At 70.8% G+C, this 17,771-nt stretch carries 15 protein-coding genes; 5 read left to right on the top strand and 10 right to left on the bottom strand.

Translation table 11 applies throughout. The annotated features are described in order from the left end of the window. Positions 1-873 carry an LLM class F420-dependent oxidoreductase gene (locus tag FXF50_RS04285; RefSeq protein WP_148425897.1) on the top strand — a complete coding sequence of 291 codons (873 nt, stop codon included), beginning with the start codon at positions 1-3 and terminating at the stop codon, positions 871-873. 99 nt (positions 874-972) lie between these two features. Here FXF50_RS04285 and FXF50_RS04290 read toward each other — a convergent pair whose 3' ends face one another. Continuing rightward, positions 973-1,266: a DUF1330 domain-containing protein gene (locus FXF50_RS04290; protein ID WP_148425898.1), complete on the bottom strand. Its 294-nt coding sequence runs from the start codon at positions 1,264-1,266 to the stop codon at positions 973-975. A 313-nt stretch (positions 1,267-1,579) separates the two neighbouring features. On the opposite strand from FXF50_RS04290, the gene FXF50_RS04295 reads away from it, so the two are divergent. Continuing rightward, complete coding sequence (locus FXF50_RS04295) at positions 1,580-2,509, top strand: NAD-dependent epimerase/dehydratase family protein (RefSeq protein WP_148425899.1); 930 nt, start codon at positions 1,580-1,582, stop codon at positions 2,507-2,509. Between the two features lie 363 nt (positions 2,510-2,872). Continuing rightward, a complete protein-coding gene (locus FXF50_RS04300) occupies positions 2,873-4,426 on the top strand; it encodes a GH25 family lysozyme (protein WP_148425900.1) in 1,554 nt (517 codons plus the stop codon). 386 nt (positions 4,427-4,812) lie between these two features. Here the strand turns inward: FXF50_RS04300 and FXF50_RS04305 are convergent, their stop codons facing one another. Together FXF50_RS04305 and FXF50_RS04310 are read right to left on the bottom strand one after the other, a co-directional pair. Then, the gene (locus tag FXF50_RS04305) at positions 4,813-5,100 is read right to left on the bottom strand and encodes a DUF2277 domain-containing protein (RefSeq protein ID WP_148425901.1); all 288 of its coding nucleotides are present in this window, start codon (positions 5,098-5,100) and stop codon (positions 4,813-4,815) included. A 65-nt stretch (positions 5,101-5,165) separates the two neighbouring features. After that, complete coding sequence (locus FXF50_RS04310; protein WP_255509886.1) at positions 5,166-6,437, bottom strand: YbiU family protein; 1,272 nt, start codon at positions 6,435-6,437, stop codon at positions 5,166-5,168. Between the two features lie 91 nt (positions 6,438-6,528). On the opposite strand from FXF50_RS04310, the gene FXF50_RS04315 reads away from it, so the two are divergent. Then, the gene (locus FXF50_RS04315) at positions 6,529-7,668 is read left to right on the top strand and encodes an ROK family transcriptional regulator (protein ID WP_148425903.1); all 1,140 of its coding nucleotides are present in this window, start codon (positions 6,529-6,531) and stop codon (positions 7,666-7,668) included. A gap of 100 nt (positions 7,669-7,768) precedes the next feature. Here FXF50_RS04315 and FXF50_RS04320 read toward each other — a convergent pair whose 3' ends face one another. The 3 genes from FXF50_RS04320 to FXF50_RS04330 form a co-directional block, all read right to left on the bottom strand. Further along, positions 7,769-9,205 carry an aspartate aminotransferase family protein gene (locus FXF50_RS04320; protein ID WP_187399505.1) on the bottom strand — a complete coding sequence of 479 codons (1,437 nt, stop codon included), beginning with the start codon at positions 9,203-9,205 and terminating at the stop codon, positions 7,769-7,771. Positions 9,206-9,518: 313 nt separating this feature from the next. Continuing rightward, positions 9,519-11,153: an MFS transporter gene (locus FXF50_RS04325; protein WP_148425905.1), complete on the bottom strand. Its 1,635-nt coding sequence runs from the start codon at positions 11,151-11,153 to the stop codon at positions 9,519-9,521. Further along, the gene (locus tag FXF50_RS04330; RefSeq protein ID WP_187399506.1) at positions 11,147-11,842 is read right to left on the bottom strand and encodes an SDR family oxidoreductase; all 696 of its coding nucleotides are present in this window, start codon (positions 11,840-11,842) and stop codon (positions 11,147-11,149) included. The genes FXF50_RS04325 and FXF50_RS04330 overlap by 7 nt, the downstream gene beginning before the upstream one ends. Before the next feature lie 319 nt (positions 11,843-12,161). Between FXF50_RS04330 and FXF50_RS04335 the strand changes: the two genes are divergently transcribed. Next, the gene (locus FXF50_RS04335; protein WP_148425907.1) at positions 12,162-13,547 is read left to right on the top strand and encodes a glycoside hydrolase family 6 protein; all 1,386 of its coding nucleotides are present in this window, start codon (positions 12,162-12,164) and stop codon (positions 13,545-13,547) included. Positions 13,548-14,210: 663 nt separating this feature from the next. Here FXF50_RS04335 and FXF50_RS29695 read toward each other — a convergent pair. The 4 genes from FXF50_RS29695 to FXF50_RS04350 all read right to left on the bottom strand — a co-directional run bounded on the left by FXF50_RS29695 (position 14,211) and on the right by FXF50_RS04350 (position 17,751). Then, positions 14,211-14,342: a hypothetical protein gene (locus FXF50_RS29695; protein WP_255509887.1), complete on the bottom strand. Its 132-nt coding sequence runs from the start codon at positions 14,340-14,342 to the stop codon at positions 14,211-14,213. A 959-nt stretch (positions 14,343-15,301) separates the two neighbouring features. Next, positions 15,302-15,787, bottom strand: a complete 486-nt coding sequence (locus FXF50_RS04340; RefSeq protein ID WP_255509888.1) for a DUF6882 domain-containing protein — start codon at positions 15,785-15,787, stop codon at positions 15,302-15,304. A 218-nt stretch (positions 15,788-16,005) separates the two neighbouring features. Further along, positions 16,006-16,710: an IclR family transcriptional regulator gene (locus FXF50_RS04345; RefSeq protein WP_148425908.1), complete on the bottom strand. Its 705-nt coding sequence runs from the start codon at positions 16,708-16,710 to the stop codon at positions 16,006-16,008. A gap of 3 nt (positions 16,711-16,713) precedes the next feature. Next, positions 16,714-17,751, bottom strand: a complete 1,038-nt coding sequence (locus FXF50_RS04350; protein WP_148425909.1) for a LacI family DNA-binding transcriptional regulator — start codon at positions 17,749-17,751, stop codon at positions 16,714-16,716. Positions 17,752-17,771 lie beyond the last annotated feature (20 nt).

Here is a 17,771-nt window from a genome sequence, read left to right on the forward strand (position 1 = left end):
ATGAGGCTCGGTCTGCACTACTGGAACTTCTCCACGCCTGCCGACCCGTCGGAGATGGCCGGGACCCTGGCGGAGACCGCCCGGATCGCGGAGCAGGCCGGGGTGTCCGCGTTCAGCGTCATGGACCACTACTTCCAGATGGAGTTCACCACCTCCGCCGAGGAGCCGATGCTCGAGGCGTACACGACCCTCGGCTACGTGGCGGCCAGGACCGAGCGGATGACGCTCGGCGTCCTGGTCACCGGCGTGATGTACCGCTATCCGGGCCTGCTCGCCAAGATCGTGACCACGCTCGACGTGCTGTCCGGCGGGCGGGCACGGCTCGGCATCGGCGCGTCGTGGTACGACCGCGAGCAGCGCGGCCTCGGCGTGCCGGTCGTCCCGGTCGCGGAGCGCTTCGAGCGGCTCGAGGAGACGCTGCAGATCTGCCGGCAGATGTGGAGCGACGACAACGGCCGGTTCGACGGCAGGCACTACCAGCTGGCCGAGACGCTGAACGTGCCGGCGCCGATCAGCCGGCCGCACCCCCCGATCATGATCGGCGGTGGCGGCGAGAAGAGGACCCTGCGGCTCGTGGCCCGCTACGCCGACGCGTGCAACCTGTTCGGCAACAGCCCGGCGGAGGTCGCGCACAAGCTCGACGTGCTGCGGGAACACTGCGCCGCCGAAGGCCGGGACTACGACGCCATCGACAAGACCGTGCTGGTCATGCGGCCGCCCCTGCCCGACGTCGACGCGTTCGTGGCCGAGGTGGCCGAGTACGCGGCGCTCGGCGTGACCGAGGTGCAGACGATGCCCGACCGCCACCCGGTGGAGTTCGCGCGGGAGCTGGCCGAGCAGCGGGTCGCCGCGCGGCTCGCCGAACTCGCCTGATCCGCCCGGACCCGGTCACCAGAAAGTCAGCCCGCGCGCTCGCGATGCTGGCGCGGTCGGTGCTGCCCGTCCTCGCTGTCGACGCCCGGCGCCCCAGCCTCAGGATGCCGCTTCGATGATGCGCAGGTCACGGTCGGCGCCGTCGCCGAGCGCCCGCAGCGCCTCCTGGTAGGCGGGGGTCTCGTGGGCGGCGAGCGCGGCGTCGACACTGTCGAACTCGATCAGCGTCGTGCGCTCCAGCTGGCCCGACTCGAACGCGTACGACGGCAGGCCGCGCGCCAGGAACGTGCCACCGGCGGCGCTCAGGGCCGGACCCGCCAGCTCCGCGTACGCGGCGACCTTCTTGGCGTCGCTGATGGACCGGTAGGTGGTGATCCAGTATGCCTTGGACATTTGTCGCTGACTCCCGCTGCTCCGCTCGGGCGTTCCCTGCTGGATCGCCCTACGAAGGGTAACGGTCACCGACGCGCGCTCGGTCACGCCTCGGCGCCTCGTCCACGGACAAGCCTCCGTAGCTGTACCCGGCCAGCGGCGCAGCGCCGCGATGCCGTCCGACCGGGCCGAGGTGGCAGGCTGCCGTGGTGTATGCGGAACCGGAACCACGCGCTCCTGTCTGTTCGACCTGGTCGCGGCCTACGAGTAGCTCGCCGTCGTGGCCTGGGTCCGAGCGCAGCCAACCACTACTCGACCTGAGGTCAGCAACGGCATGAAGATCCTCGTCCTCGGCGGCACCACCTTCATCGGTCGCGCGGTCGTCGCGGCGGCGCTGCGGGACGGCCACACCGTCACGCTGCTCAACCGCGGCACCAACCCGATCTGGGTCCCGCTGGCCGGGCAGCTCACCGCCGACCGCAACGATCCCACCACCGTCGAACGGGTGTTGCGCGGCAACGGTTTCGACGTGGCGGTCGACGTCTCCGGCACCGAGCGGGCGCACATCGACAGCACCGCCCCCGTGCTGCGCGACGGCGGTCTCGGCCACTACGTCTTCGTCAGCTCCGGTGGGGTGTACGACAGCTCGACCACCCCCCGGCCATTCCCTGAGCGCGCGCCCACCCCCGGCGATCCGGTCTGGGGCGGGTACGGCGCGGCGAAGGCCGAGTGCGAGCGGCGACTCGCCGAACTCAGTTTCCCGGCACTGACCGTCCTACGCCCGCCGTACGTGTACGGGCCACGCAACAACGAGCCCCGGGAACAGTTTCTCTGGGCGCGGATCCTCACCGACCGCACTGTCTACGTGCCCGGTGACGGCAGTACGCCGGTGCAGTTCTGCCCGGTCGACCACCTGGCTGAGCTCGTGCTCGGCGCGGCCACCGGGGCGGTGCCCGCCGGGACGTACAACGTCGGCGAGAGCCGCGCGTACCGCTTGGCCGAGTACGTCGACCTCCTCGCTGAGGTCGGCGGTCGCCCGGCCCGGATCCGGTACGTCGCCGACCCCTCGGTGCCCGCCCGGCAGTACTTTCCGTTCCGCGACTACGGCCTCGTGCTCGACACTGCCACGATCGAACGGGTGCAGCCGCTGCGCCCGGTGTCGCTGCGCGACGGCCTGGCCGAGACGCTCGCCTGGTTCCGGCGGCACGGCCAGCTGACCTACGCCCCGACCGACCGGGAGATGTCGTGGGAAACCCAGCGGTGATCAACCGGATTCCGAGGCCCTGACCGACCTCGGCCTCCCCGAGCGGCACGCCGACGGCGTGGTGCGCCGGCTCCTGACCGATCTGGGCGACCCGTAGGCCGACGTCGCATCACCGGAGCTGCTCCAGGCGGTTCACGTCGCCGTCGTCACCGCCCTGGCCCGACAACAGCTGTCGCAGCCTGGTCGACGGCCTGGCTGAAACCGGCTGCGTGCCGTGGCCGACGGAACCGTGTGCGGCAACTCGTGGAGCTGGCCCGACGACCAGCAGCTTTGGACAAGTGACCCATACCTGTGCGCCAGAGACGGAGGTTACGCTTTCGACGGACGCGGCGTAGCGCCTTGGCCGGTGTCTGGAGGCAAGCCATGGTACGCAGAGGTCTGGCTGTGCTGCTGGGTGCGGCGATGGGGTTCGTGGGGCTTGCCGGAGGCGCGTCGCCGGCCCGGGCGCTGCCGACCCCGAGTGGATACGCGATCACCGGTGTCGACGTGTCCTACTTCCAGGGACCATCGTTCGATTGGGCCGCGACAGCCCGGGGCGGCGCGAGGTTCGCCTACATCCGGGCCAGCGAGCAGGACGGCCGAGCGGTGCCGCACAACAATCCCGATCCCTTCTACGCCACCAACTACGCCGGCGCCCGGGCCAACGGCCTGTACACCGGGGCGTACCACCGGGCCCGCCCGGACCTGAGCAGCGGCAAACAGCAGGCGGATGTCCTGCTCGGCTTCGCCCCCTACACCGCCGATGGACGCAGCCTGCCGCCGATGCTGGACATCGAGTGGCCCCGGGCCGACTGGGGTGTGAACGACTGCTACAACATGACCCCCGCGCAACTGGTGGCCTGGATCCGGGACTTCGTCACCGAGATCGCGGTACGCACCGGCCGGCAGGCCATGATCTACACCAACACGAACTGGTGGAACCCCTGTACGGGCAGCAGCCAGAGCTTCGCGGCGAACCCGCTGTTCATCGCGAACTATGCACAGAATCCGCCGCCGTTGCCGGCCGGCTGGTCGTCCTTCACCGTCTGGCAGCACGCCGCGGGAGCGCCGATCCCCGGCTCCGACTTCGCCACGCCCGACCTGGACGTCTTCAAGGGCGACGACGCGTCGCTGGCCCGGCTCCTCGGCGGTCCCGCGACGAGTTGGCGGGCGACGGTGAACAACCGTTTCGTGACCGCGGAGACGGCCGGCGCCTCGGCTCTGATCGCCAACCGGACCGCCATCGGCCCCTGGGAGCAGTTCGACCAGATCGACGTGGACGGCGGATTCGTGGCGTTGCGCGCCAGGGTCAACGGCCGGTACGTCACGGCCGAGAACGCCGGCGCCTCGCCACTGATCGCCAACCGCACAGCGGTCGGGTCCTGGGAGAAGTTCCGCCTTGTCACCAACGCCGACGGCACGGTCAGCCTGCTGGCCAACGCCAACAACCGGTACGTGACCGCGGAACAGGCCGGCGCCCTGCCGCTGATCGCCAACCGGACCGCCATCGGCCCCTGGGAGAAGTTCCGCGCCGTGACGCCGCCGGCCCTCGTCCACCTCTTGGCCAATGTGAACCTCAGGTATGTCACCGCGGAGAGCGGCGGCACCTCAGCCTTGATCGCCAACGGGACCATGACCGGTCCATCGCAGCAGTTCGACCAGGTCGACGTCGGGGGCGGGTTCGTGGCGTTCCGCGCCCGGGTGAACGGTCGGTACGTCACGGCCGAGAACGGCGGCGCCTCACCGCTGATCGCCAACCGCACAGCGGTCGGGTCCTGGGAGAAGTTCCGCCTTGTCACCAACGCCGACGGCACGGTCAGCCTGCTGGCCAACGCCAACAACCGGTACGTGACCGCCGATCAGTCCGGCACCCTGCCGCTGATCGCCAACCGGAGCGCCATCGGACCCTGGGAGAAGTTCATCCGGCTGACCGGTTGACCGGAGACCTTGACGGCTGCGCGTCCGATGCGGGTGGATGGGGCGTACGCACCCTGGCGACCAGCGGCGCCAACGGCAGTCCAAGGGAGAGAACCCACATGGCAGTCCCACAGTTGCGCGGTAGCCGCGCTGGCCGCGGTAGCCCTTGTGACCACGTTCCGCTGGTTCTCGTCGACAGCGCCGGCAACATCGAGCAGAACTACGACCCGTCGAGCAACGACAGGCGCAACGACTACCGCACGGCGACGATCACGGTCACCGGACAGTAGCCACGGCGCCCTCCGGTGATCATTGCGTCGTCAGCGGGTCCCGCCCTCGCTGACGAGGCAATGGCCGTGCTCGGCGCCGTTGACCGGGACGGGCCGGCCCTGCCAGACCTGATGCCGTCAGGCGGAGGCTGACCCTCGAAGACCGTACCGTTCGGCGGCGCGCGCCTTGGCCTTCGCGGCCTCCACCTCGCGGTCGCGGGGCGGCGCCTTCGTCACGAGGCTGTCCAGCAGCGTTCGGGTGGCGGCCGTGACAGCGCGGACCGCCTCGTCGAACGCCTCCTCGTTGGCGGCGGACGGCCGGGTCGCGCCGCTGACCTTGCGCACGTACTGGACGGCGGCGGCCTCGATCTCGTCGTCGGTCGCCGGGGGTTCGAAGTTGTGGAGCACGCGGATGTTCCTGCACATCCCTCTACCATGCCAGGCCGACCCGCCGTCGGTCTTCCTGCTGCCCTCCTGGCTCCCGCTCGCATTCAGTCGAGGCCGAGACCGCGGCGGCCGATCTCGTTGAGGTCCTCGACCCGGAAGCGGTTGGGCCAATGCCGCTCGTAGTGCTCGGCCGGGAAGTCGCTCGGGCTCGACCCGGTCAGGAACGCCTCCCGCACGTTCGCCGCGTACTGCTCGTTACGCGGGCACCAGGGTGCGGCGGGGATGTACATGACGTTGCCCCAGCCCTTCTGGTTCTCGACCGGGGCCACGCTGTGGACCATGTCGCAGTGCCACCAGACGGAGTCGCCGGCCTTGACGTCGGGGATGCCGGCCAGGGCCTCCATGAGCGGGGTGTGCCACTTGTGGCCGGCCGGGAAGACCTGGTTGACAGTGACGCCGCACATGTCGTCGTCGGGCACGTCGTCGAGCAGCGGGCGCAGCATCAGGTAGGCCATCGCCTCGGGGATCGGCACGGTGTGCAGGACGCCCTGGTCGTGATCCATGTCGGACAGCGCGGTCCACCCCTGGAAGGTGCGGAAGGCCGAGCACATGGTCGAGCCGGGGTACTGCGGTCCGGCGGTGCGGTAGGCGGCGTCCCACGGGTCGTACTGCTCGACGCTGCCGTCGAACAGGTGCCGGAACGCCTTCTGGTAGGCCTGGGTCATCCACAGGTCGAGGGTGCCGGGGTCGAGGTGGGTGCCGAGGCCGGCTGAGTCGGCGCCCTCGGGGCGGCGGCGGATGCGGTCGGGGTAGAGCGAGTCGCGGTCGGGGTCGAACCACCGCACGCCGTCGGACTCGTGCTTCCACTGGCCGTTGAGGAACGCCTGGACGGTGGCCATGCGCTCGCTCTGCCGGGCCTGCATCTGCGCCGGCGACCAGTAGATCGGGTAGATCTCGGGCTTGGAGCCGACGCTGCCGAAGAAGTCGTCGCCGGGGCCGCGGTAGTTCTCGAAGAAGTGGTTGCTCTCGACGTAGTCGACGATGTCCCGGTCCCAGGCCAGGGCCTGATCACGGTCGAAGTGGCCGCGCACGACCAGGCAGCCGCGGCGTCGCAGCAGGGCGACCTGCTCGGCCGGGACGGCGCCGGCGGCGATGTCGGCGTACTCGATGACCGGCCAGATCGTCTCGCCCCGGCGGCGGGCCGTGGAGATGTCGTCGACCGCGTCCTGGACGCGCTGCTCGACGACCGAGAAGACCTCCTCGACCGTCCGGCCGGAGGCGGCGATCCGCTCCCGCAGCGCCTTCTTGATCTCGCGGGTCGCGGCCTTGAGGTCGGCCGGTGTCTCCTCCCAGTGCGGCAGCGCGGCAGTCGTCACGGCAGATCCCTTCAAGTCAACCTCGCTTACTTGAATGCAACTGTAGGTGCTGTCCTCGCTTCAAGGCAAGGGCCCTGACTAGAATCGCGGCGTGGAATCCGCCAAGCCGTCAGTGGATCTGGTCCGGTCGCTGACCGACGAGCACGTGCTGCGGGCACTGATGCAGCACCGCCGCCTCACGCGGGCCGAACTCGCCGTCGAGGTCGGCATCTCCAAGCCAACCGCCGGTGAGAGCGTGCGCCGGCTGACCGAGCTCGGGCTGGTGGCCGACACCGGGGAACGCACGCCGGGCGGGCGCGGCCGCGGCCGGGTCGGCTCGTACTATGCGCTGGCGCCGACGGTGGGCGTGGCGCTGGCGGTCACCATCGCCCCGGAAGGCGTGGTGGCGGAGTGCGTGGACGTCTACGGCGACACCGTGACCCGAGCGGTCCGCCCGGTCGACCGGCCTGCCCAGCCCAGCCAGGTCTCGTCGGCGTTGCGGGCCGCGGCGGCGGAGGCGGGTGCTGCCGCCGGGCAGCCGGCCCGGTTGGCCGTCGTCGGAGCGGCCGACCCGGTGGACCGCGCCACCGGCCGGCTGGTGCAACTGCCCGACGCGCCCTTCCTGGTCGGCGAGCTGGACCCGGTCGCTGTCCTCGCCCCCTACGCCGACGGACCGGTCGTGGTCGACAACGACGTGAACTGGGCGGCCCTGGCGGAGCGCGACAGTGTCGACGCCGAGCAGCTCCGCGACTTCGCGTACCTCTATCTGGGCGAGGGCCTCGGATGCGCGATCGTCAACGACGGCCAGGTCCGGCGCGGGCGCGCCGGCCTGACCGGTGAGATCGCCCACGTGGTGACTGCCGGGCCGGGCGGCCGGGCGGTCCGGTTCATCGAGCTGTTCGAACAGCTGGGGCTGCGCCTCAACGGATCCACGGCGATCGACACCGAGCGGCTTCTCGACAGCGCGGCAGCCACGCACGAGACCATCGGCACGGCCGTCAGCGGGGTCGTCGCCGCCGTGGTCGCGCTCGCCGACCCGCAGGAGGTCGTCATCGGCGGATCGTGGGGCCCGGCACTGATCGACAGCATCCGTGCGGCGACCGCACTGATGCCGCGACAGGTGCCCGTCCGGCCCGCCGAGTTGACCAGCGAGCCGGTCCTGGCCGGAGTGCGAGCCGAGGCTCTGCGGCGCCTGCGGTCATCGGTCACGGCCAGCAGCCGACCGGAACGCGGAGCTGGTCGGCCAGGTTGAGCTGCACTGGCAGCCCGGAGCAGCCGCACGCGCCACCGGCCGTTCAGCCATGGCATCGCCAGGTGCACCGTCACGCCGGTCTACAGCCGCAGGATGAGTCTCAGAGCCTCTCCCCGATCACCTGCTTGGCGGCGCGGCGTACGTCGTCGAGCAGGATCTCCATGTCGCGGCGGGTGGTGCGGTAGTTGAGCACACAGCCGCGCAGCGCGAAGCGGCCGTTGATGGTCGCGTTCGACAGGTACGAGCTGCCAGCCTGCTGCAATGCCATCATGATCCGTTCGTTGAGGCGGTCGAGTTCATCCTCGTCGGCCTGGGATCCCGAGCCGGCGCGTGCACTGGGCGGCAGGTAGCGAAAGCAGAAGATGGAAAGCCCAACCGGGGCGAGCAGTTCGAAGTCGGCGCTGGCGGCGACGAGTTCGGCGACGTAACGGGCGCAGTCGAGGTTGCCCTCGATCGCGTCGCCGAGAGCTCGCGAGCCGGTATGCGCCAGCGCCATCCAGACCTTGAGTGCCCGGAATCGCCGGGACAGGTCCGGACCGTAGTCCCAGAAGGCGAACGCCTCGGCCGGCTCGGTCTGCATGACCCGGGTGTAGTCGGCGTCCAGGCTGAAGGCGGGCCGCGCCGCCTCGGGGTCGCGGTAGATCAGGCAGCCGCAGTCCGCGGGCAGGTAGAGCCACTTGTGCGGGTCGAGGGCGATCGAGTCGGCCTCCGACATGCCGTCGAAGAGCGGACGGGCCGAGGGAGCCAGCCGCGCGAAGCCCCCGTAGCAGGCGTCGACGTGCATCCACAGCCCGTACCTCCGCGCGACCGCCGCGATCTCCGTGAGCGGGTCCACCGCGCCGGTGACGACCGTGCCGGCGTTCGCCACCACGCAGAACGGTTCCGCCCCGGCGGCCCGGTCCTCCTCGATGGCGCGGACGAGGGCGTTGACGTCCATCCGGAAGCGGGCGTCCACCGGGATCTCACGGACGTTCGCCCGCCCGATGCCCAGCAGTGCCGCGGCCTTGTGGATCGAGTGGTGGGTCTCGGTGGAGGCGTAGACGCGCAGCGGCGCGGGGTGGGCGGCCGCGCCGTGGGTGGCGACGGCATCCCCGCAGCGGCGGTGTCGCGCGGCGGCGAGCGCGGTGAAGTTGGCCATCGAGCCGCCACTGGTGAACAGGCCCCCGGCGCCCCGGTCGCAGCCGAGGGCCTCCTTGATCCAGTCGATGGTCACGTGCTCCAGCTCGGTGGGAGCCGGGGCGGACCGCCACGCCGTCAGGTTCGGATTCAGCGCCGACGCCAGGAAGTCGGCGACCGCGGCGACGGCGGTGCCCGGCGCGGAGACGTACCCGAAGAAGCGCGGGTGCCCGTTGTGCCGGCTGCCGGGCACGACCACGTCACGAAACACCGTGAGCAGGTCGGTGAAGTCACGGCCCTCGACGGGCAGCGGCTCCGCGAGCGCCTTCTTCAGCGCGGCGGCGGAGGTCCGCGGGGCGATGGGCAGGTCGCGGATCGAGTCGTGGTGGGCGACGACCCACTCGACGGCACGCCCACCCATGTCCCGAATCTGCTCCGCTGAGGGGTCCAGTGCGGAGTCGACGCCGCGCCGATCGGGTGAGGTGGCTGTCATGGCCCGGAGAATAGTGTCGGGCGCTTGCCCGCGCTGCCCCTGCCCGCGCGATGGCCGTGAGCCGCACAAGCGTCGGGTCCGCCGGACCCTGCGCACCGCAGCGGGCCGCCGCCCGGGCTCTCGTCATGTTGATGAGCCAGGCTCGGCTGCGGTCGCCGCGCCGTGCTCAAGTAGTCACCACCGGCGACGCCCAATCACCGGCCTCACCTGGCAGCCAGTGCCCGAGGACCTGAACCCCCGGTCAGGCCGCCTGCCGGCCGACGTCGCTCGTCCACTCGGCCGCGGCCGGCAGCAGGTGCCGCACCTCCGGTGCGCCGTCGCTCAGATCCCGCGCCCGATACTCGGCCTGCTCGTCCGCCTCGGTCAGCCGGCCGCCGTGCTGGCGCAGATGCTCGTCCCACGACGGCACCAGGTAAACCTCGGTGTACTGGTCGGGCGTCTCACCCGCCCGGAACAGGCCCCACCGCATCGCCCCGGTACGCTGCCGCGACCCCCGGACGTGCTCCATCGCGTCGAGGAACTCGGCCTCCCGTTCAGGCCGGATCCGGTAGGTGACGGTCACCAGCACCGGCCCCACCCGGGGGTCCGGCTGCAGCGCCAGGGTGAGCGGCGGCCGGTAGGCGGCCGGGTCCCTGGTTACGCCGCGCAGGTCGGGCAGCGGCCAGATCTGCGAGGTAACGGCCCCGATCAGCATCAGGGCGGCCGCCACACCGAACGCCACGACCAGGCCCCCGACGTCGGCGACCAGACCCCAGATCAGCGCGCCGACGGCCTGCCCGCCGCCCTGGACCACCTGGTAGACGGCCAGGCCGCGGGCGCGTACCCAGCCCGGCAGGAAGAGCTGGATCTCCGCGTTGACGTTGGCGAGCACGGTCACCCACGCCAACCCGGCCGGCAGCAGGGCGAGCAGCACCACCGGCACGACCTGGACCGAGGCCACCACGATCAGGGTGCCGCCGTACAGGGCGCCGGCCACCAGCAGGAACCGGTTGGCGCTCACCCGGGTGCGGATCCACGGCAGCAGCAGCCCGCCCAGGATGGCGCCCACCCCGAGCGCGGCCAGCAGCAGGCCGTACCCGCTGGAGTCCAGGCCGAGCCGGCGGCTCGCCACCAGCGGCAGCAGCGCCCACAGCGCGCTGGCCGGGATGACGAAGACCAGCGCGCGGCGCAGCAGCCGGCGTACGGTCGGCGAGTGCCGCACGTAGCGGCCGCCGGCGCGCAGCGCCGCGGTGAACCGCTCGGGCACCTCCACCGCGCGGGCGTCGCCGGGTCGCCACCGGATCAGCGCCATCGCGAAGACCAGGTACGCGAGCGCGTTGAGGCCGAACACCGGCGCCACGCCCAGCTTCGCGATGAGCACACCGGCGGTGGCCGGGCCGACGGCCCGGGCCACGTTGACGCTGATCGAGCCGAGCGCGGAGGCCGCCCGCAGCTGTTCGCGCGGCACCAGCTCGGGGATCACCGCCGCCCAGGCCGGGAGGGTCAGCGCCTGGCCCACGCCGAAGGCGAAGGTGAGCGTGAGCAGCAGGGCCGGCGGCATCCGGCCGGCCGCGGTGAGCAGCGTCAGCGCCGCCGCCACCGCGACCAGGAACAGCTGTACGGAGATGAGCAGGTGCCGGCGGTCGAAGGTGTCCGCGAGCGCGCCGGCCGGCAAAGCCAGCAGCAGCATCGGCAGCAGGCTGGCGGTCTGCACCAGAGCGACCAGGGTGGACGCGTTGGCCTGGTGCACCAGCAGCCACTGAGCGCCGACGGTCTGCATCCAGGTCCCGATGTTCGCGGCGAGCAGGGCCAGCCACAGGCTGCGGTAGACGGCGGTGCGCAGCGGCGACCAAGCCGAGACCGACGGCTCGGCCGTGGCGTCGGTGGCGCTTACCACCGCCCGTCCGAGCGCAGCACGAGCTCGCCGGAGACGTAGAGGTCGTCGGGGGCGAGCCGGAGCAGGCGTACGACCTCGGTGGCGACCTGGTCGGGCAGGGCGTAGATCTCGTCGAGGAACGGGTCGCCAGCCCGCTCCTGCAACCGGGTCGGCATCGGCCCAGGAAGCACCTGCATCACCTTGATCCGGTTGCTGTGCTGCGCCTCGGCCAGCGACTCGACGAGGCTGCTGCCGTAGCTCTTGCTGGCCCGGTAGACGGGGATGCCGGGGCGGGCCTGGGTCACCGCGATCGCGCCGACGTACACCACGTTGCCGAAGCCCTGCCGGTGCAGGTGGTCCAACGCCACCTTGAGCACGTACGTGGTGCCGAGCGCGTTGACCTCGATCGCCCGGCGGATGCGTTCCGGGGACAGTTCGGCCAGGTCTCCGCCGGCCCACACCGAGGCGCAGTCAGCCACCCCGTCGACCGTGCCGTACCGGTCGGCCACCTCGGCGAAGGCGTCGCGCACCTGCTCGTAGGAGGAGATGTCGCAGAGGATCCCGCCGCAGCGCAGGTCGTTCGCCGCCGCATCGACCTCGTCGGCCACGTCGCCGAGCACGACCACCTGGTGCTCGTCGACGAGCAGCCGGGCGACCTCGAGACCGAGACCGCTGGTCCCCCCGACCACGATGAAAGTTTTGGCACCCATGCCCTCCCCCAACGCCGGGACGCACGAGCGGTTCGCGGGTGCGCCGGGGGTGGCTTCCCGCTGGCGTCGGTTCCACACCCCGGTTTTGCTGTCGGCGACGCGCGTTCCCGCCCGCCTGTCTCGCACGTCCTGAGACCGGATACCGTCCGCGGCCGGGTGCGCCTCCTGGCAGAACCGCTGCCCGAGCCGTGACGCGCAAACGCGGCCGCGGCCATAACGACGAGTCTTTACATCTTGGCAGCGGCACGCGCCTCCGCTACCGTCCATGGAAGCGCTCCCACAACTCAGATGCATCTATGCAACCAGGAGGAAACACGTCGTGGCTATCCTCTCCCCCCGGCACAGGTCTGCCATCGGTGTGGCGGCAATCGCGGGCGTCGCCGCCGCCGGCGTCTGCCTCGCCGTCGGCGGCGCTTCCGCCGGCACCGTTTCCGGATCGCTCTACCGCGACCCGAGTTCGGCCGTCGTCCGCTGGGTCGCTGCCAATCCCGGCGACTCGCGTACCGCCGTCATCCGGGACAAGATCGCGAGTCAGCCACAGGCCCGCTGGTTCGCCAACTTCAACCCGTCGACCGTGCAGTCCGAGGTCTCCGGGTTCATCGGTGCCGCCAACGCGGCGCAGCAGATCCCGGTGCTTTCGGTGTACGAGATCACCAACCGGGATTGCGGCGGGGCCAGCGCAGGTGGGGCGCCGGACCTCAACCAGTACCAGACGTGGGTGTCCAACTTCGCCAGAGGACTCGGTAGCCAGACCGTCATCATCATCCTGGAAACCGACTCCCTCGCCCTGCAGACGTGCCTGAGCGGCGGCGAGATCAGCGCGCGTAACCAGGCGCTCACGACGGCCACCCAGACCATCAAGTCGGCCAACCCCAACGCTAAGGTGTACCTCGACGGCGGCCACTCCACCTGGAACAGCGCGGGCGAGCAGGCCAACCGGCTCCGGGCGGCCGGCGTGCAGTACGCCGACGGCTTCTTCACCAACGTCTCGAACTTCAACTCCACCTCCGGCGAGGCGAATTTCGGCCGGGCCGTCATCTCCGCCCTCGCCGGCATGGGCATCCCGGGCAAGCGCCAGGTCATCGACACCAGCCGCAACGGGGGCGCCAGCGGAGACTGGTGCGCCGACGACAACACCGACCGGCGCATCGGGATGTACCCGACGACCAACACCGGCGACGGCAACATCGACGCGTACCTTTGGGTGAAGCCGCCGGGAGAGGCGGACGGCTGCCGCTACACGGCCGGTTCGTTCCAGCCCGACCTGGCCTACAGCCTGGCCAACGGTGCGCCGAACCCGCCCACCACCGCGCCGCCGACGACGACGCCGCCGACCACCGCTCCCCCGACCACGGCCCCGCCGACGACCGCGCCGCCGACCACGGCTCCCCCCACCACCACGCCGCCGGCCGGTAACGGCTGCTCCGCGGCGGTGGCGGTCAACCAGTGGACCGGCGGCTTCACCGCCAGCGTGACGGTCACCGCCGGCTCTGCGGACATCAACAGCTGGACCGTGACCGTCACGCTGCCCGGCGGCGCCGCGGTCACCGGCGCATGGAACGCCCAGGCCAGCGGCACCAGCGGCACCGTCCGGTTCACCAACGTGAGCTACAACGGACACGTCGGCGCCCGGCAGTCGACCAACTTCGGCTTCCAGGGCACCGGCACCGGCCCCGGCGCGACGGCCACCTGCGCGACGGGCTGATCCCACCCCATCTCGCGACCCGGCGCGGAGGACCACGCTCCGCGCCGGGCGCGGTGGGTGCCAGCGTACGAGTCGCCTTGACGTCGTCACGCCGGATCGCGGCTACTTAGAGACTTTCTGCAGATCGGTCCATGTCCGGCCAGACTCGGTCCAGGTGCTCGGCGAGACGCTCCCACGTTGCGGCTGCCATCGGTGTCATTGGTCTGGCTCTCTCATGTCCTGCGGGTCTTGCCAGGCGCCGCCTCACCGTCGAGCTGGTCAGTAAATTCGAGGGGATCGACAAGACGATGCCGGTCATCCGGGACAGCTGTCGCCCGCTCTCAACAACGTGACGACCACCACGCAGGCGACACCAGCGCGACGGGCATGATCGTCATGGCCAGCAACGACGACACCGATCGGTACCGGCACGCCGACCTGTCGTGGGGATCGTCGTGAGCGCGGGCACGGGCGTGAGCGGCTGCTCCCCCTGCTCGCCCCTTGCTCTCAGGCGCAGCTGATCCGCTGTCTCCTCGACCGCACCCCAGAACGGTTTGACGCGTCGGCACACGGCAGAACTACCGGCTTGCACTCCACGCTTTCACCCCGTGTTGGCCGTCACCCGAAGGTGACGGCCAAACGGCTTGTGCGATACCGGCGCGAGCGTGTCCACGATCTGGCGGGTCAGGTGACGCCGATGTTCAGGTAGAAGTGGCCGAGCTTGAGTGACAGCGAGGCGCCTCCAAAGTGGTGGATGAGCATAGCCAACAGGATGACGATCAGGATGCAGACGACAAGCCAGATCAGGAACCACACGAACCCTGGGATCCCGTAGCGACCGACGCGAGCCATTAGGCTGGCCCCATCGCGGTTGGCGCCGCAACACGCGCCGCCGCGCATTGACCTGTCGGCTGTCGGCAACTGCGCCCGGCGCTCGCGGACGTCTCCATACAACCTCCTTCATTGAGGTGTCCGCGAGATTCCCTACCGTGGCGCGCGTCAAACCGGGACGTCGACGATGATCGCCTGATGCGTCGGGCCCACGATCGGGTGGTTTCCCCACCACCGCCGAGGGCTACCAGGCGATGTTGAACTGGGCCCTTAGGCTCGGCCCAATTCGACGGGCCCGGGTGGAGGGCACGCATTCCTATGGCCCGGCGCTGACCCGCCACCGACTAACCGCAGGCATCGGCGTCATCGGGACCTCGCCGCCCTGCTGCGACAGGGAGGCCGCACCGCCGGTGAACCGCCCCTGCCGCCGGCGCCACCCGGCGAGGCGGTCGAGGTCGACCGGACCATCAGCCGCGCCGGTCACGTCTCGCTGGGCCAACCCATCGTCCTGGCCGCCGCGATCCTCGGCGGGCAACGCGTCGGCATCCGCATCGAGGACACGACGCTCAGCTTCTTCGACCTCGACACCCGCCAGCTGCTACGCACCCGACGACCATGACTACACCGCTATCGGAGGCGCGACGCTGGACCTGCATGGGTCCGGCTGCGGCTCGTGGGGGAGGTCCGGCGGGTCGGACGCCTCGCAGCCGGACCACCTCGGCGGGGGGTGAGCGGGTTGGGGCGGGCAGGAAGCCGCGCTAGGACGGGTGCACCCCGGGAAGACCGTCACCATCCACATCACCGACACCGAGCTGGCCATCGCCTGCGACGACGGCACCCGCATCGTCCGACGCACCACCGACCAGCCCGTCCGCAACATCAAAGCCAGCCGGCCCGGCTGCATGCGGCGCGTCCACGGATGCTGCCCACGCTGCGGTCGCCTCTCAGACCCGGCGCAGATCGTGAATGGCGAAATGCAGGTCCATCTCATCGCCGGGTTCGAACCACAGACCTTCGGCGGCCAGCAGGTCGGCGGCAACGATCCTCGCCTGCGCCACCGGCTTCTGCTCGGCACGGAAGCTCGGCCAGACCAGCAGGGGAAACGCGTGCTCTTCCCCATAGCGGCGAACGTCAGTGATGTCACCGAGCACTGCCTGCGGGAGGGAGTGGTTGGCCCAGGACCACAACCACGACTGCTGCACGTGGTCCACGCTGCCGATCACGGTGATCCGGCCCTGCAGGAAGTTCCGGCCGCCGCGCGACCAGACGATCGTGGCGTCGTCCATCGACCAGTGGTACTGCACATCGCCACTGAGTCCGTGGTCGGAGACCATCGCTGCCTGCCGCTGCCCAGCCCTGTCGCGAGCGGCCGAAGCAACCCGCTCCCACAACTCGTGGTCGTGCACACTTTGCTGATCCACGTGATCCACGACCCCCCTGCCCTCGCGGCACAGCCCGCACAGCCGGGCCAGAACCTACCGACTCCGCAACCTCGGCACGGTAAACCTAGGTCAACCGTCAAGCACTCCACCCCGCCAGCGGTCGACCTCTACCGGAATCGGCCGAACCCACGCTCCCGCGGGAGGGAGCTCGCGAGGCTGGACCATCTCCGTGCGACCGAGCAAGACCAGGTTGTCATCGCGCCACTCTATAGGCGGACGGCCGCCGGCACGTTGGACATCTGCTCGCCGGCGGACCGCACTGGAGCGATCAACCGGACGGGGTCGGCGGGCAGCGTGGCTAGAACCTCCAGCGACGCGGGTGGGCCGGCGACCGCGAATACCGGAACCGAGACGCTGATGTGGGTGGCGTTGCGGGTGATCGCCATTCCCGTGCGCTGGATCCGGTCCAGCTGACGATGCCAGGCGGACGACTCGAGGCGCCGCGCCTCGGGCCCGGCGAACGCGAGCAGGACGTGGCCGCCGGCCGTTGTGTGCAGCGCGAACCGGATGCCGAAGCGGTGCCTGGTGCGGGCATCGTGCACCCCGCACAACTCCTCCACGCACAGGCCTTCGGCTCCCACCAGCACGTTCAGCCGCACGCACGCCCGCAGCGCCACGTGTAGTTCGGCCATGTACGGCAGGGCAGCATGCCGCAGGCGGGACACCTCCGGTTGCGGGGCGGCGATCTGCCAAAGCTTGATGCCGGTGGAGTACGTGCCGTCCGGAAGGTGCTCGAGCAGCGCGTGGTCTACCAGTTCGGCGAGCAACCGGTGCACGGTGGAGAATGGCAGGCCGGTGCGTCGGCAGACGTCGGACGCCCGCAACTGCATCCGGTCGGCGTCGAACTCCGCCAGGATCGACGCCAGCTTGCTCGCTACCGATCGGCCCCGCTGCCTGCTCCTCCCCGCCATCGCTCACCCTCCGACCGGACGGGGCACGGCGACCGAGCCGCGGCGGACAAGTTGTCCGCGCAGCCGCACATGCCGCGCCTGACCCGGCTCCGCGGAGATCAACGCGAGTAGCTGCCCGGCCGCCCAGGCGCCCATCTCGTAATGCGGCAACTCGACCGTGGTCAGACCGGGGAGCAGCCCGTCGGCGACGTGCGGCATGTTGTCGTACCCGACGATCGACACGTCAGCCGGCACGTCGAGGCCGAGCTCGCGAGCGGCCTGGTACGCGCCCATAGCCATCAGGTCGCTGAAACAGAACAGCGCGGTCGGCCGGTCGGCGCGTTGAAGCATCCGGCGTGCGGCGTCATAGCCGCCGGACGTGCTCGGCGGAGCACCGCCGACCAGCGTTGGGTCGACAGCCACCCCGGCCTGCTTCATGGCCGCCCGGAAGCCGCGCAGTCGCAGCCGCGCGGCCGGGATGTCCTCGTCGTTGTTGAGGAACCCGATGCGCCGGTGCCCGTGGGCCAGCAGTTCACCGACCGCCGCGCGGGCGCCTGCCACCTCGTCCGGGACCACCCAGGAGACCTCGGGAACGCGGGTCTCGGCGTCCAGGAGCACGGTCGCCATGTCACGTAGCGCGGCGGGTGGTTCGAGCCGCCGGTGGTACATCGACGCGTAGAGGATGCCCTCGACCCGCTGCTGGCGCAGCGCCTCGATCTCGCGAGCCTCGAGCGCCGGGTCGCCCTGGCTGTTCATGAGCACCATCAGGATGCCGGCGGCGCGCAGCGTCTCCTGCGCGCCCAGAATCATGCCGACGGCGTAGGGAGTGGTGGCCACCTCGTCGCCGATGAAGCCCACCATCCCGGATCGCTGGCGCCGCAGGCCCTGGGCCAACCCGTTGGGTACGTAGCCGAGCCGCCCGGCGACCTCGCGGATCCGGTCCCGCGTCCGCGGGCTGATGCGTGCGGACCCGACGTCGTTGAGCGCGGCGGAGACGGTGGAGATGGATACCCCGGCATCGGCGGCGACGTCGGAGATGCTCACCCGTCCAGCGGCGCGCATGATCCTCTTCTCTCGGCCGA

The organism is Micromonospora sp. AP08, from assembly GCF_008085935.1.
Classification (GTDB): domain Bacteria; phylum Actinomycetota; class Actinomycetes; order Mycobacteriales; family Micromonosporaceae; genus Micromonospora; species Micromonospora chersina.

Bases quoted from the DNA above. Each gene is read 5' to 3' on its own strand.
- FXF50_RS04290 (WP_148425898.1), bottom strand. From the start codon at position 1,266: ATGTCCAAGGCATACTGGATCACCACCTACCGGTCCATCAGCGACGCC.
- FXF50_RS04320 (WP_187399505.1), bottom strand. From the start codon at position 9,205: ATGGGTGGGCGTGCCGTCGAGTGGGTCGTCGCCCACCACGACTCGATC.
- FXF50_RS04345 (WP_148425908.1), bottom strand. From the start codon at position 16,710: ATGGCGGGGAGGAGCAGGCAGCGGGGCCGATCGGTAGCGAGCAAGCTG.
- FXF50_RS04305 (WP_148425901.1), bottom strand. From the start codon at position 5,100: ATGTGCAGGAACATCCGCGTGCTCCACAACTTCGAACCCCCGGCGACC.
- FXF50_RS04350 (WP_148425909.1), bottom strand. From the start codon at position 17,751: ATGCGCGCCGCTGGACGGGTGAGCATCTCCGACGTCGCCGCCGATGCC.
- FXF50_RS04330 (WP_187399506.1), bottom strand. From the start codon at position 11,842: ATGGGTGCCAAAACTTTCATCGTGGTCGGGGGGACCAGCGGTCTCGGT.
- FXF50_RS04300 (WP_148425900.1), top strand. From the start codon at position 2,873: ATGGTACGCAGAGGTCTGGCTGTGCTGCTGGGTGCGGCGATGGGGTTC.
- FXF50_RS04285 (WP_148425897.1), top strand. From the start codon at position 1: ATGAGGCTCGGTCTGCACTACTGGAACTTCTCCACGCCTGCCGACCCG.
- FXF50_RS04295 (WP_148425899.1), top strand. From the start codon at position 1,580: ATGAAGATCCTCGTCCTCGGCGGCACCACCTTCATCGGTCGCGCGGTC.